Source organism: Pseudomonas sp. CCI3.1 (assembly GCF_034313985.1).
GTDB lineage: Bacteria > Pseudomonadota > Gammaproteobacteria > Pseudomonadales > Pseudomonadaceae > Aquipseudomonas > Aquipseudomonas psychrophila.
Map to the genome: position 1 here is coordinate 2,593,645 of NZ_JAVIWO010000001.1, position 13,444 is coordinate 2,607,088.

Genomic DNA, 13,444 nt, shown 5'->3' on the forward strand with positions numbered 1-13,444 from the left:
CAGAAAAGGATTTTTATTGGGCCGACTGCTGAGCCGTTTGATTGCCACGAATAACTTCAATACCGCGCACACGAGGAGCGCCAGCAGGACTGCTGACAGGCGCTCTCGCCGGGCTGGTCAGGGATAGCTGGTTGAACTGGTAAAGGCTGCGCTTGGCGTTCTCAAGGTTGGTCGAAGACTCCTGCTCACCCGCCCAATATTTGCTCAAGCGCTGCTCATCGGCACTGCGTACGGCAAGGCGAAGCGTGCCGGCCTGGGTCGCAAGCATCAGTTGATTGAGAAGAATGTCTGGTACTGCCAGGACTGCGGTGCGCGCATTGATGCGGCCCTGCTCTTGCTTGAGTGCTTCTTCAGCATTTTTCGGCGGGCTGGCCAACTGACCATCACTGGTCAGGCCCAACTCAGTCCCCACGCTCAGCACCCGTACCGCTGGCAACACCACTTGGGCCGATTGCTGGGGGTTGCCGGTGTCCTGACGCAGGAACAGCAGAATGTCGACGTAATCACCCGGGGTTAACTGCCCCCCCGCACCAGCTACCTCGTCGATGGATACCGCCAATGCGCGCTCATTGGGGCGGATCATGCGTGCCAGCGGCCCGCCCATTTCAAAACTTTTTTCATTGAGCCAGGTACCTGCACTCATGCTGCGCCACGGAGTACGACCCACCGCCTGATCGATTGCAGTGAGACTGCCTGCAGGTGCGGTACGCAATTTTTCGAGGGTTAGGTCTTCGGCCGTCAAGGCCACATTCGGGGGTACATCGCGGGCCAGTACCACCACCGACTGGCGAGTCGTGTCTTCAGCTGCTGCTACACCCTGCTCCACAACCTGGGTCACCGGAACTTCGGCGATCGGCTGCTGTCGACTCAATACCAGCCCCCAGTAACCAGCGGCAATTGCCCCTACAAATAATAGGGCGGCCAGTATTAAACTGCGTCGATTGTTCATGCACAAACTCCCTTTTCCACTGCGCACGGCAGACTAAAAAACCCATTCACAATCAGGCAGCTATAAACCAATAACGCTGTTGCAACCATTCGCTATTTAAAAATAGCCCAGTCGAAGCAAAATGCCATTAGTGAAACTAAAAAGCTCTAATTAATTGTGAATAGTTTGATTTAGCACACATTTTTTAAAAGGCGTATTTGGATTAATACTTTGTGATTAGTCCATTGTTACAGTTGTAAGGAAGTGATTTATTGCCAATCCTATGATGGCAGATGGAGATCAACCTGCACCATTGTTACGCAGTGCCCGACCCGGTGCACTCAAGGAGAAGTCAGATGATGTTAAATACTGTTCTGAAAGTGTATGTACCTGCACAAGTCTTTCTGGCGCGCCAGACCAAGTTATTTATTAAAAGGACAGAGGGTGCATCGGGCATTGAGTATGCGATTATTGCTGCGATGGTCGCAGTGGTTATTGCTGGACTTTCACCAGACGTACAAAAAGCTGTATCAACTATTTTCACGACGATAACAACTGGCCTAAACAAGCCGGTAACAGCTCCATAACAGGTCAAAGTGAGTTTTTAACATGCCCCTCTCCCCATCACGGCAACAACTGCTTCTGGTGGATGACGAAGAGGACGCACTGCTGGAGTTGGCCGAACTGCTTGAGGGCGAGGGCTTTTGTTGCTTTACGGCAACATCAGTCAAACTCGCCCTTTTGCAGTTGACCCAACATCCGGACATTGCGCTGGTCATCACTGACCTGCGCATGCCGGAGGAAAGCGGTATTGCGCTGATCAGGCGCCTGCGCGAGCACACATCGCGCCAGCATTTACCGGTGATTGTCATCTCAGGGCACGCCGATATGAGCGATGTCAGCGACCTGCTGAGATTGCAGGTACTGGATCTGTTTCGCAAACCCATCTACCACGTGCGCCTGCTCGACACCCTCGAAAATCTCTTTCCAAAACCTGCCCACCTACAGCTGGCCAGCACCTAAAACCCACCCATAAAAACCCCGCAGCCTTAGTTAGCACTGCGGGTTTTTTATATATAAAGTTTATAACTGATAGCTAAAACTTAGTGTATAACGCGGCTTGCGGTTAAAACTGTCCAACGCGATATCCGACATGGGTTTGGCAACTTCCAGGGCAATGTTGTAGTAGCGTTTATCACCAAAACGCAACCCCAGTGCTGCCGAGGACATGTCCGAGCCTTTTAATGGCAGTTCGTTGTACCAGGCCTTGGCCCGATCCACGATCGCATAGGGCTGCAGCAACTTGACCCACTCACCATCGCGGTTAAAGCTGTAGTTCAGCTCGTAGGCCACACCCCAGCCCTTGTCTCCCGATGCCTGGTCATCCGGATAACCCCGGCCGAAGTTCTGCCCGCCGAACACGGCACGCTCGCTGTCAGGCAGCGTGTCATCACTCCAGTACACCGCACCCGATACCACGCCTTGCCAGTTGTCAAAGTAACTGTCGCTCTGCACGCCCGACAAACGCAAACGGAAGAAGTCCAGATCATAACGACTGCTGGTCAGATTGGTTTCGCTCTTGGCGCCCATCCCGTCTATCCCTTGGTACAGACCGGCACTGACAATACGCAACTGCCTGGCATCGGACTTGCGCCAGTCACCTTCAAACGCCAGAGCGCGTACGTTGGTTTTTTCGCTGATGGTTTGCCCGTAGCCGACGATCTCGTAGTCTGTGTTGTCGTTGACGCCATACAACCGGGCGCCGGCGCTGAGCCATTGATCCGGCGCGGCAATCAAGGGGTGGCTGACGCCAATCGAAAAGCGGTCATTCTCGCGGTGAGGCTTAAGCTCAAAGCCATCATTTGTAGCAATGCTGGTGCTCGGGTCACTGCGATAACTGGAACCATACACGCTCAGCTGAGTACCTTCGGCATTCAGGTACTGGCTGTAATCGAGACGGTAGTAGTGCTCCTTGTCGCGACCCGGTGGGAACAACCCGCTCAGGGTCAACTGTTCAGCCATGGCTGTTTGCGAGTTGCTGGTGGCCCCGAACAGGGCCTGAGTACTGCTACGGCTGCCTTCGACAAGGCTCATGCTGGTGGTGAACGGTTTGCGGCTGGCACTGACACGCAGTGTCGATGCGCCGTCAGTGGTGCCCGGCGGCGGAACTTGCGCCTGCAGGGTTACACCGGGAATCCGGCTCATCAGCGTGCTGTAGCGATCAAATGTTTTACGGGTCAGTGGGCGCTCGCCCTTGATCTTGTCTACCAGTTCATCAACAAAACCTTTGACCCGCCCTATGTCCCCGTCAATCTGGTAATCGCTCACATAGCCTTCGACAAGCACCACACGCACCAGGCCCTGATCGAAGTCCTGCTGTGGCAAAAACGCGTAAGACAATAAGTAGCCATCGTCCTGGTAACGCTGGGTGATGCTGCGAGTCGCCTCGATCAATTGGCCCAAGGTGATCTCATGGCCCAGCAGCGATTTGAACGCCGCCCCCAACTCAGGCAGCGGGTAAATCGTGCCGCCTTCGATTTGCAACTTGCGAATGGTCAGGCGCGTGCCCATCACCAAGGGTTGAGCCTCGCCCGTTGCCGGCTTGGGCAATTCCAGCGCAGGCGCAGGCGGACGATAGGCATCCACTGGCAAGTTGGGCGTGGGCAAGGTTTGCATGCTGTCGTTGCTATTGAGAAAGCGCGGAAGCGACTCGGCACCCGCATACGGGGTCAGTGCCAGCAACAAAAAAGGTACGTAATTACGCATATGACACTCCATGTTCACAACAGCGGCATAACGAGGGGGGCTTCATCTTTGATTGATCCGTGAAGCTACCCGAGCATCAGTCCTAAAACCTGCACATGAAAAAAGACGAGAGACTCATCTGAATCTCTCGTCCCAACCAAGCGTAGGCGCTGTAGGTACGGCCGTCGAACCGGCCAGGTGCAATTAATCGTCAGTTTTTCTTGCCCAGATTGCCCAGCCCACCCAGCACTCCCCCAAGAGCACCACCCAGACCTGTATTTGCACCCGTGTTGTTACCACCCGTGCTTGCGCCTGCCCCCAACAAGCCGCCAAGACCGCCGCTCAGACCTGCACCTGCACCGGTGCTGCCACCCGTGCTTGCGCCAACACCCAACAAGCCGCCCAGACCTACACCAGCACTTGCACCGCCACCTGTGCTTGCACCTGCACCCAACAGACCACCAAGACCACCGCCAAGGCCTGCGCCAGTGCCCGCACCGGTACCATTACCCGTGCTTGCACCCAGACCCAGCAAGCCGCCAAGACCGCCACCCAGACCTGCACCTGTGCCCGTGTTGGTCGCCGGGTTCAGCAGGCCGCCAGCCTTGTCAACCGCGCCGCCCACGCCCACCAGCACGCCACCTACCAGCGAGGTCACCGGATTTTTGTCGCCGGTTGTCGACACCTTGGTGCCGAGACCGCCAACGGTGCCACCGACCTTGGTCAGCAGACCATCCACGGGGGCCCCGAGACCTGTGGTGGTACCCACTTTGCCTGTAACGTTTTCTACCAGGGAAATAACCGGCACCAGCACCTTGTCGTTCACGCCCCCAGTCACCTTGCCCAATTTGCCACTGTTCACGTCGGTGGTCAGTGTGTTGCCCAGCATGGTCACGGTTGTGCCCACTTTATTGACCAGGCCACCTGTGGTGTCGGTCACTTTACCCACCAGCCCGCCGGCCAGCGGGATCTGGCTGATAGGCGTGTTATCGAGCACAGTGCTCAGGCCCGTGCCGACGGACGAGACGCCTTTACCCACCTCGCTGACAGCATTGGTTGCGCCCGCTACGGTAATACCGAGGGAGTTTTTGTCTGTACCCAGCGAACCCAGGCCATTAGTCAGGCCAGTGGTGACAGAGGACACGGCATCGCCAGTCTTGACCACCAGGCCGCCACCCAGGGTACCGACTACCGGCACGGGGGTCAGGGCAGTGCCCAGGCTGCTGACGGTAGTACCCACACCACCCAGGGCGGTACCGACTTGTCCTATCACCTGGCCAGTAACCAGAGGTGTACTACCTGTACCACCGGTACCGCCAGTACCCCCACCACCGGTGCCGCCCGTGCCACCTGTACCACCTGTGCCACCAGTACCGCCTGTGCCACCAGTACCGCCGGTACCACCCGTGCCGCCGTCTGCACCGCCGCCCGAATCAGTATTGGTTGTAGTCACATAGCTTTTGGAGCCGCCGCCACCGCTGCTGCAGCCAGCCAGACCGACAGACATGACCAACAATAAAGCTGTACTGGTTTTAAACCACAGTTGAGTGTTCATGATTAATTCCCTTGCACCTGTTACACCTGAGTTCGAAAGTTCCCTGCTCTGCGTCAGGGATACATTCATCCGTTGGTGACATAACAACCTCAAGGGCCTTATCAAACAATTCACAACTTGGTATTAACCCCTTATATAAAGAGGCCCGAACCTCGCTTAAGAGCTAATACTTTTGGTTTAAGAAGTTATTAAAAAACGTTATTTATCAAGGCTATCGCCCGCCCGACAAAACACGCCCCTCCACAACCCTACTTTAGGTATACCTACAATTAACTGTGTTGCAGGAGATCCTTATCCCTCAGAAACACTCGTTGAGTACCTCACTCCACCACACTGAATTCAACCCGGGCCGTTTGCCCGCTCTCATCAAGCACACTGAGTTCATAACGTCCTGCTTGCTCCAGCGTGGTATTGAAGACCTCGTGCCCGGTGCTGTCTCCCAAGGGGGCCCCGTTAATGAACCACCAGCGCCGTCCCTCTCCGCCCAGGGTCGATATCGCCAATCGCAGCAAGGCCTGGCTCGCAGCAGGACGACGCAGGCGATCACCGTCGCGCACTCCGACAATCGACAGCGGTGTAACCGCACTCAAGGCCGGTGGAGGGCATTGCGTGGAGGCTGCTGGCAATCGCGCCGCCGAGCGCTCAACTCGCGGCAGCCACGGCTCAAGCGGCGCAGGCCACAACGCCACCTCGCGCAGCTGAGCTTCAGGACATTGCGGCCCAACACGAAGGCCCTGCGGGTTGACCCGGATTGTTTCCTTGAGGCCCACACCCAATGGTTGATCCGCCGCCAGCAAGGTCGGGGGGGTGGTGTGATCCAGCGTCCAGGCAAAGCGTTGGCGACGGCAATTGGGGTCGCTCTTGTTCAGGGGCTGGCCCAATGGCCAGCAAATCGCAGCCACCCCGACGCTCTCCGGTACCGCGTGCACCGGCGCGACGATCCCGCGCTGGCTGTCGCGGTTGCTCAGCACATCATGCACTTGCAGCATCAAGGGCGCTGCCGACGCCAGACCAAATTGCCCCGGCACCGGTGTGCCATCCGGACGGCCGATCCACACCCCGATCAAGTAACGCGGCCCCACCCCGATCGCCAGCGCATCACGAAAGCCATAGCTGGTACCGGTCTTCCAGGCCAGCAACGGGCGCTGCACCAGATCCGCGTGAGGGTCACGGTCCGGGCGTGCCTGACCGCTCAGAATACGCCGGATAACCCACGCAGCCCCCGGCGACAGCAAGCGTCGCTCGTGTATTCCATCACTCGGCTGCAGGCGCAAATTAGCACTGCGCCCCTCTCGCGCCAGGGCGCTGTAGCCGCTGACCAGATCTTCCAGGCGACTGCCCGCGCCCCCCAGAATCAGCGCCAGGTTGGGTTCCGCGAGTGCCGGCAGGCTCAACGGCACTCCACCGTTACGCATATCGGCGGCAAAGCGCTTGGGGCCATACGCCTCCAACAACTGCACGGCAGGCAAGTTCAGCGAAGTCACCAGCGCCGCACTGGCAGAGACCGGCCCGCTAAAGCCCATGGAGAAATTACCCGGCCGGTAATCGCCATAGCGCCGAGGCACATCCTGCAGCAGCGACTCGGAGTGGATCAGCCCCGCATCCATTGCCATGCCGTACAAAAACGGCTTGAGGGTGGAGCCCGGCGAGCGCATGGCGGTGATCATGTCGACATGGCCAAAGCGCCGCGCATCGTTGATATCTACCGACCCCAGATAGGCCCGTACCGCCATGTTTTCGGTCTCGACCACCACGATGGCGGCCGATGTGTGATCAGGGAGACGGGCGCGCCAGCCCAGCAGCAAGTCTTCGAGACGACGCTGCAAGCTGGCGTCAATCGTGGTGCGGATCAGCGGCGGGCTGTCCGGGCGGTTGAGCCGCCGCGCCAGCAACGGCGCCAGGCTTGGTTCCAGACGCGGCGCCAGCAACAAGGGTTCTTCCAGCGCCTCGGCCACAGCTGATTGCGGCCATACCTGGTACTCGGTCAAGCGGCGCAACACCTTGTCCCGCGCCACTTGCGCCCGCTCCGGGTGACGGTCGGGCCGCAAGCGGCTCGGTGCCTGGGGCAGCACAGCGAGCAACGCCGCCTCGGAATGGGTGAGCTGACGCGGCGACTTGCCCAGATACGCCCAACTGGCTGCCGCGACACCCTGCAAGGTGCCGCCGAACGGAGCCCGATTGAGGTACAGCGTGAGTATCTGGTCCTTGGACAAGTGCCATTCCAGCTGCGCCGTGCGCCACAGCTGACGCAGTTTGCCGGGCAGCGTGCGTTCATGGGGATCAAGCAAACGCGCAACCTGCATCGACAAGGTGCTGCCGCCTGACAACACCCGTCCGCCCGTCAGGTTCTGCCAGGCCGCACGGCCCAGCGCCAAAGGGTTGATGCCGGGATGTTGAAAAAACCAGCGGTCTTCGTAGGTCAGCAAAGCATCCAGATACAACGGCGATACTTCAGTGGTGTGCACCGGATAGCGCCACACGCCATTGGCATCGGCAAACCGCCACAAGGGCGTGCCGTCTTCAGCCAATACCACGCGAGCCAGATCATCCCGGGGCAAGGGCAAGGGCCAGGTCCTGTCCGCCGCCCACAGCAATACGCACACCAGCAGCAGGCCACCGAGTGCCCATCCCGCTATTTTTTTGATCCTTGCCCCCACTGACTCTCACTCTCTACGCAACTTGCGGCATGAATGGATGCCTAATCTGGCACAGTGGCCACCTTACTCATCGGAACATGACCATGCACGTCGAAAGTTTTATCGGAAATCTTGGCCTCTGGCTGGGCACACTGGTTCGTTTTATCGTCGAGAGCCTGAGCGGCCTGTTCGGCGCCATCACCGAGGCGGGCAGCAGCTTTGTCGAAGGCATGGCACGCGCGCTGGGTATGGACACCTCGATCATCAGCATCGCGGTGCTGATCATCGGCTTGCTGTTTTTATACAACGCCGTGCGCGCCTTTATGCGCGCCTCGGTCATCGGTGGAGTGATCTGGCTGCTGTTGGGGCTGTGGGTGCTGAGCTGGATCATCAACTGAGCAGCCATCCCCCCCTCACGCCTGTGGGAGCGGGCTTGCTCGCGAAAGAGTCGCCGCGGTTTGACGGTTACACCGCGTCATCGCCATCGCGATCAAGCCCGCTCCCACACCGGTCAGCGACCCTTGATTACCATGTCCCCCGGTGTTTCACCCACGGCCTGCCAGTTGGGGCGGTACATCGACTCCACTTGCGGCGGGGGGACGCGGTAGGTGCCTGGGGTCACGGCACGGGCCAGGTACAGCAGGTGCGTGGTGCCGTAGCCATCCAGTTTCAATGCCGCCACATAACGATCATCCCGGTATTCCTGGTGCTGCACGCTGGCATTTTGCATCGACTCGCGCCATTGCTTGACCTGAGTACTGGCGTTTTCAAGGCTGGCGGCGCTTTGGCCCAGGTTCTGGTTCTCAAGCTCCAGGCCCGCCGGCAGCAAATCGACCACCAGCGCATCCGGCACCTGCTGCTTGGCCGTCACGGCCAGGTGCACCAACACCAGATCACCACTTTTCAGGGCTTTGAGGTTCAAGGGTTCCCCGTTCATGCCCAGGTAGTCCCGGCGGATGCTCATGTTCTCACCGCCCGCCGCCGGGGCTTGCTGTGGATAACCCGAAATCGTCAGTTGTTGATAAACCGGCGCGCTGCCTTCATTGCGCAGGGTCAGGGGTGACGCCAGCAGCGGCCCATCGAGTTTGAGGCCCGACTGGGCGTTGTTCAGCTCACGGGTCTGGTCACCACTGGTGAGCAGGGCTGTCCAGTTGGCCTCAGGCTTGCTCAGCAGATCACGACCGGCGAGAAACAGCGCGTTGCGCTCCTGGGTCGACAGCCACTGGCTCGCCGCCAATTGATCGGACAGGTCGAACAGCCGTTGCTCGCGCTGCCCGGCCATCACGTTGTTTTCTTCCAGCAAGGCCAGAATCAGCGCCTGATCACGCAGCGGGCTGCCGTAGTCGCCCAGCCACTGATCGGCTTTACGGGGCACCGCCAGGCCTGCCACCAGCGCCTGATCCGCTCGTGGCTGATCGCCCATTTTCTGCAAGGCAATCGACAACTGCACCAACGGCAGACCGGAAAGGGCATCGCTACGCCGCTCAAAAATGCTGCGCAAGGCACCCAGCGGCGCTTGCTGGCTGCGAGCCAGAACCAACGCAGCATAGGCCTGCACGGCAAAGCGGGTGTGATCGAGGTTTTCGCTGTAGTCGGCCTCGATCAAATTGCGTTCTTGCACATAACGCAGCAAACGCTCGCTGGCCTTTTTAAGCGCTTCGGGCGGCACGGCGTAGCCTTGATCCCGTGCACGCAGCAAGAAGTCGGTGACATAGGCAGTAAGCCAATACTCCTCCTGACCGTCCGCGCCCCACAGGCCAAAACTGCCGTTGTAACGCTGCATGCCCAGCAGGCGTTCGATACCGAGCTCGATGTTGCGTTTGCGCTCCGCGTCCGGCTCGCCTTCCAGGCCCAGCCGCTTGAGCAACGCCGCATCGGCGTACAGCGCCGGGTACAGGCCGCTGGTGGTCTGCTCGGAGCAGCCGTAGGGGTAGGCCTTGAGCGCCCGGATCTGCTCGCCCAGGTTCAGCGGCGGACGGCTCGACAGGCTGATCAGGGCTTCACGCCCGGCCGGCTCAAAGGCTTGCAACTCGGCCTCAGGCAGGCTCCACGGCTGGTCGTTAAGTACCGCACGGTAATGTTTAAGCAGGGCCGGATACGCCGGGCGCACGCCCAGAGTCCATTGGCGGGTAAAAGGCGCCAGGGTTTCACCCGGCAGGTCCAGGCCATTGACCGTCACGTTGACCACGCCGGTGCCATACCCGCCCAGCGCCTTGACCGGCACCTGCAAGGTACTGCGCTGGCCGGGGCTGAGCGTCACGCTTTGTGTCGCGTCACCCTGCAGGCTCAGTTGACCTTCGGTGTTGAGCTTCACGCGCAGCGTTTGCGGCTTGTCGGTGAGGTTGGACACATCCAGCGCCAGCCTTGTCTCGTCGCCACCTGCCAAAAAGCGCGGTGCGGCCAGCTCGGCCACCAAAGGCGCCGCGACCACGGTTTTGGCCTCGGCCATGCCATAACGATCATCGGTCCAGGCTTGAGCCATCAAACGCAGTTCGCCGTTGAAGTCAGGAATATCCACACTGACTTCGCCTTCGCCCTGCTCGTTGAGGGTCACCGGTGCGCTTTGCAGCGCCACGATGGTCACGCTGGTGGCGGGCCGCTTGCCGCCCTTGGCCAGCGCCGCATCCCCCCCAAACGCCAGACTGGCCAAGCGGCCCTGCCCGGCTTCGATCAATTGCCCGTAGATGTCCAGTTGATCCGCACCATAGGCCTTGCGCCCAAACAGGCTGGCGAATGGATCGGGGGTCGGGTATTCGGTGATGTTGAGCACGCCCACATCCACTGCAGCCAGTAACACGTGAGCTTGCTTGGGGATGCTGCCATCGGCGTTTTTAGCGTGGATTTTCACCGTCAATGGCTGCTTGGGGCGCATTTTCTCGGGGGCATCGAGCGTGAGCGCAAGCTTGCGCTGGCTGCGATCGATCGGCAAATGCAGCACGCCCACGGCACGCTTGGGAGTGATGTTGGTCTTGCGCTCACCCGGGCGAATCACCAGGGCGCTGATGTACAAGTCATGCCGCGCCCAGCGTGGATCAAGCTTGATGTCGAATACCTTGCCCTCGGCCGGCACCTCGATTTCTTCCCACCACAATGGGCCGTCACTGCCTTCAACCAGCAAATAGCCTTTGCCTGCCGCAGGCGGTGTGACCGTCACTTTGGCCGTATCGCCATCGGCATACGCAGCCTTGTCCAGCGCCAGCTTGACCTGGTCGGGTCGCACGGCGCCGCCTTCGGCGTTGTCCTGGGCACGATAACCGGCCCAGAAGCGCAGGCTGCTGATCAGGCCAGTTTTCGGGTCTTCAACTTCAACGCGATACGGCCCCCACTCGACCGGGAAGCTGACCTTGGCGGTTTCGCCCGCCTTGAGGCTGAGGGTTTGCTCATTGAGGTTCAGAAACTTCTCGTTGTAGTGGTAGCTCCAGCCATCGCTGTCCGAGTAGTTCCAGTAATAGTCACGGCGCTCGCGCACTAAGCGCACCTTGAGGTCGTCGGCGGCCAGCTTGTTGCCCTGGCTGTCGGCAACCAGCAGCTCGAATTCAACCGGGCCATCACCATCGGTTTCAGTGCCGTCAAACAGGCCGCGAATACCCGGCAGACGATCCGCTGGCCACACGGGCTGCACCAGACGCCGGGTAATCGGCCGCCCACCCGACTCTTGCAGACTGGCCTGCACAATCAGTTGCAACGGCGATTTGGCATCGCTCCACTGGCTTTCGAGGCTGATGGTTTCCTTGCCTTCGGCATTGAGGACGCTTTCGTCCAGTTCCAGGTCCTGAGTCAGCTCAGGTTCTGTCACCGAACCGAACTGATACCCCGGCAAGGCACTGACCGCCTCGCGCAATGGCCGCACATAGACCTGACCACTTAAACGGTTGCCGGCTGCCGGCGCGCCATACAAGTAGCGGCCATTGACCTGGATTTCAGCGGTTTGCTCAGGGCTCAGCGGCGTATCGCTGCCCTTGAGCTCCAGCGCCAGGCGCTCGGGCAGGAAGTCCTCGACCAAAAACTCGTACAGCTGTGGCTTGCCGTCACCGAAATCGAACACCAGTTGCCAGCGGCCGGTCGGGGCTTCGGCGGCCAGTTGCAACGGGTACTGATACAGACCGGAAGCGTCTGGCGACCAGACAAACTTGCGGCTGACCTGCTCGTCCGGGCGACGCACTTCAACGCTGACCGGTTGTGGCTTGACCGGGTTGCCATCGCGGTCACGCAGCAAGGCATTGAGCAATACGGTTTCGCCGGGGCGATACAGGTCGCGCGGGCCAAATACAAAGAACTGCAGCGGATGCGCTTGCGGACCCCCGATGTCGAATTCGGCCAGGTCCAGCGCGGCCGTGTTCAAGCGCAGCAAGCTGGTCTGATCACCCTGACGCGCCACCAGCACTTCGGCCTTGGGTGGCAGCGCCAGTTGGGCGTGGCCGTCTTTACCGGTTTTGCCCTGCCCGAGCATCTGGCCTTTGCCGTCCAGCAGCTCCAGCTCAATATCACCCAGGGCACTGCCACCCTCCAGGGCCTGAGTGAAGACATCCAGGCGCTTCTGATAACGGTGTACCGAAAGGCCGATATCGCTAAGGGTGAACAAGGTAGCGGGCGTCGAATAGTTGTAACTGCCCGTCGCGGTCATGACCGCCAGATACACCCCCGGCTGCTGCAACGGCTTGATCCCGGACGTCGGCAAGATCAGGGTTTCACGGGTATTGCGCGCCGGGTTCAAGTCAAAACGCCCGCCGTACACCAGATCGGCCATGCTCAGCAGATCCTTGGCTTCGTAGCTTTGCAGGCTGCTGTTGCGTCCCCATTGACTGAGAAACGCTGGCAGCGACTCGGGTTTGACCCGAAAGAACTCAACGTCCACCTTGTCGACGTTCAGCGCGATCACCGGCAAGCCTTCGGCCAGACGGGTAGGCAGCAAGTTGCCACGGCTGGCGAAGCCGACCGTGGGTTGCAGGTCACGGGTTTCAAGGCGGCTGATGTATTCGGCGGCCAACGTGGCGTCATTGACGGCACGCAGGCCGGGGTCGACGGTGAGGATCAGTTTGCGCTGAGGCTCCAGATGGCGCAGGCGCAGCTCCATCAGGTTATCCGACAGCTCCCAGGCGCCATCGACCTTGCCGGTCTTGGCGTCTACCAGGTGCAGCTTGTCCGCGAAGTTCTGCTCAGGATTGAGCGGCACCGAAAAGCTCACGGACAAGGTGCTGGCACCGTCCAGTTGCACCTCGGACACATCCACCACACTTAACTCACGCCCGGCGTAGCGCTCGGCCAGAACCTTGACGTCCTGCACCGGCTTGTCCGGCTGGGTCGCAGCAACGGTCGGCGCGGCGGGCTTGTCGACGCTTGAAGAATCGCAAGCGCTCAACAGCGCAAGCGTGCAGGCCAGGAACAATCCTTTGTTAAGCATGGTGTTCTCGTTTACGGGGCAGGTAAGGGGCGACTATATAGCAGCCGGTGAGGAACCACAGGCACACTGGTCTGATTGTGGGAGCGGGCTTGCTCACGATGGCATCACTGCGGCTGGTCTGACACACCGTGCTGCCTGCAGCGCGAGCAAGCACGCTCTCACAGGTTACAATCGCGCTC

The 13,444-nt window shown here is 59.9% G+C and carries 8 protein-coding genes; 3 read left to right on the top strand and 5 right to left on the bottom strand.

What is annotated here, in order from left to right; genetic code table 11:
- Positions 1 to 13 precede the first annotated feature (13 nt).
- Positions 14 to 949, bottom strand: a complete 936-nt coding sequence (gene cpaB / locus RGV06_RS11900; protein ID WP_322150059.1) for a Flp pilus assembly protein CpaB — start codon at positions 947 to 949, stop codon at positions 14 to 16.
- A gap of 335 nt (positions 950 to 1,284) precedes the next feature.
- On the opposite strand from cpaB, the gene RGV06_RS11905 reads away from it, so the two are divergent.
- Both RGV06_RS11905 and RGV06_RS11910 read left to right on the top strand, forming a co-directional pair.
- Complete coding sequence (locus RGV06_RS11905) at positions 1,285 to 1,515, top strand: Flp family type IVb pilin (protein ID WP_322150060.1); 231 nt, start codon at positions 1,285 to 1,287, stop codon at positions 1,513 to 1,515.
- 22 nt (positions 1,516 to 1,537) lie between these two features.
- On the top strand, positions 1,538 to 1,951 hold the full coding sequence (locus RGV06_RS11910) for a response regulator (RefSeq protein WP_046810395.1): 414 nt from the start codon (positions 1,538 to 1,540) through the stop codon (positions 1,949 to 1,951).
- A 60-nt stretch (positions 1,952 to 2,011) separates the two neighbouring features.
- Here the strand turns inward: RGV06_RS11910 and RGV06_RS11915 are convergent, their stop codons facing one another.
- The 3 genes from RGV06_RS11915 to pbpC form a co-directional block, all read right to left on the bottom strand.
- The gene (locus RGV06_RS11915) at positions 2,012 to 3,694 is read right to left on the bottom strand and encodes a ShlB/FhaC/HecB family hemolysin secretion/activation protein (RefSeq protein WP_019825836.1); all 1,683 of its coding nucleotides are present in this window, start codon (positions 3,692 to 3,694) and stop codon (positions 2,012 to 2,014) included.
- Between the two features lie 190 nt (positions 3,695 to 3,884).
- Positions 3,885 to 5,228 carry a collagen-like triple helix repeat-containing protein gene (locus RGV06_RS11920; protein ID WP_322150063.1) on the bottom strand — a complete coding sequence of 448 codons (1,344 nt, stop codon included), beginning with the start codon at positions 5,226 to 5,228 and terminating at the stop codon, positions 3,885 to 3,887.
- Between the two features lie 320 nt (positions 5,229 to 5,548).
- A complete protein-coding gene (gene pbpC, locus RGV06_RS11925) occupies positions 5,549 to 7,885 on the bottom strand; it encodes a peptidoglycan glycosyltransferase PbpC (RefSeq protein ID WP_322150064.1) in 2,337 nt (778 codons plus the stop codon).
- An 83-nt stretch (positions 7,886 to 7,968) separates the two neighbouring features.
- Here pbpC and RGV06_RS11930 point away from each other — a divergent pair, with 83 nt between their 5' ends.
- Positions 7,969 to 8,262 (top strand): hypothetical protein, encoded by a 294-nt coding sequence (locus RGV06_RS11930; RefSeq protein ID WP_019825839.1) that lies wholly within the window; start codon positions 7,969 to 7,971, stop codon positions 8,260 to 8,262.
- A gap of 113 nt (positions 8,263 to 8,375) precedes the next feature.
- Here the strand turns inward: RGV06_RS11930 and RGV06_RS11935 are convergent, their stop codons facing one another.
- The gene (locus RGV06_RS11935; RefSeq protein WP_322150065.1) at positions 8,376 to 13,265 is read right to left on the bottom strand and encodes an alpha-2-macroglobulin family protein; all 4,890 of its coding nucleotides are present in this window, start codon (positions 13,263 to 13,265) and stop codon (positions 8,376 to 8,378) included.
- Positions 13,266 to 13,444: the final 179 nt, after the last annotated feature.

What these genes read in the sequence shown, in the direction of transcription:
- RGV06_RS11915 (WP_019825836.1), bottom strand. Translation starts at nt 3,694, where the DNA reads ATGCGTAATTACGTACCTTTTTTGTTGCTGGCACTGACCCCGTATGCG.
- RGV06_RS11935 (WP_322150065.1), bottom strand. Translation starts at nt 13,265, where the DNA reads ATGCTTAACAAAGGATTGTTCCTGGCCTGCACGCTTGCGCTGTTGAGC.
- RGV06_RS11930 (WP_019825839.1), top strand. Translation starts at nt 7,969, where the DNA reads ATGCACGTCGAAAGTTTTATCGGAAATCTTGGCCTCTGGCTGGGCACA.
- RGV06_RS11910 (WP_046810395.1), top strand. Translation starts at nt 1,538, where the DNA reads ATGCCCCTCTCCCCATCACGGCAACAACTGCTTCTGGTGGATGACGAA.
- RGV06_RS11920 (WP_322150063.1), bottom strand. Translation starts at nt 5,228, where the DNA reads ATGAACACTCAACTGTGGTTTAAAACCAGTACAGCTTTATTGTTGGTC.
- cpaB (WP_322150059.1), bottom strand. Translation starts at nt 949, where the DNA reads ATGAACAATCGACGCAGTTTAATACTGGCCGCCCTATTATTTGTAGGG.
- RGV06_RS11905 (WP_322150060.1), top strand. Translation starts at nt 1,285, where the DNA reads ATGATGTTAAATACTGTTCTGAAAGTGTATGTACCTGCACAAGTCTTT.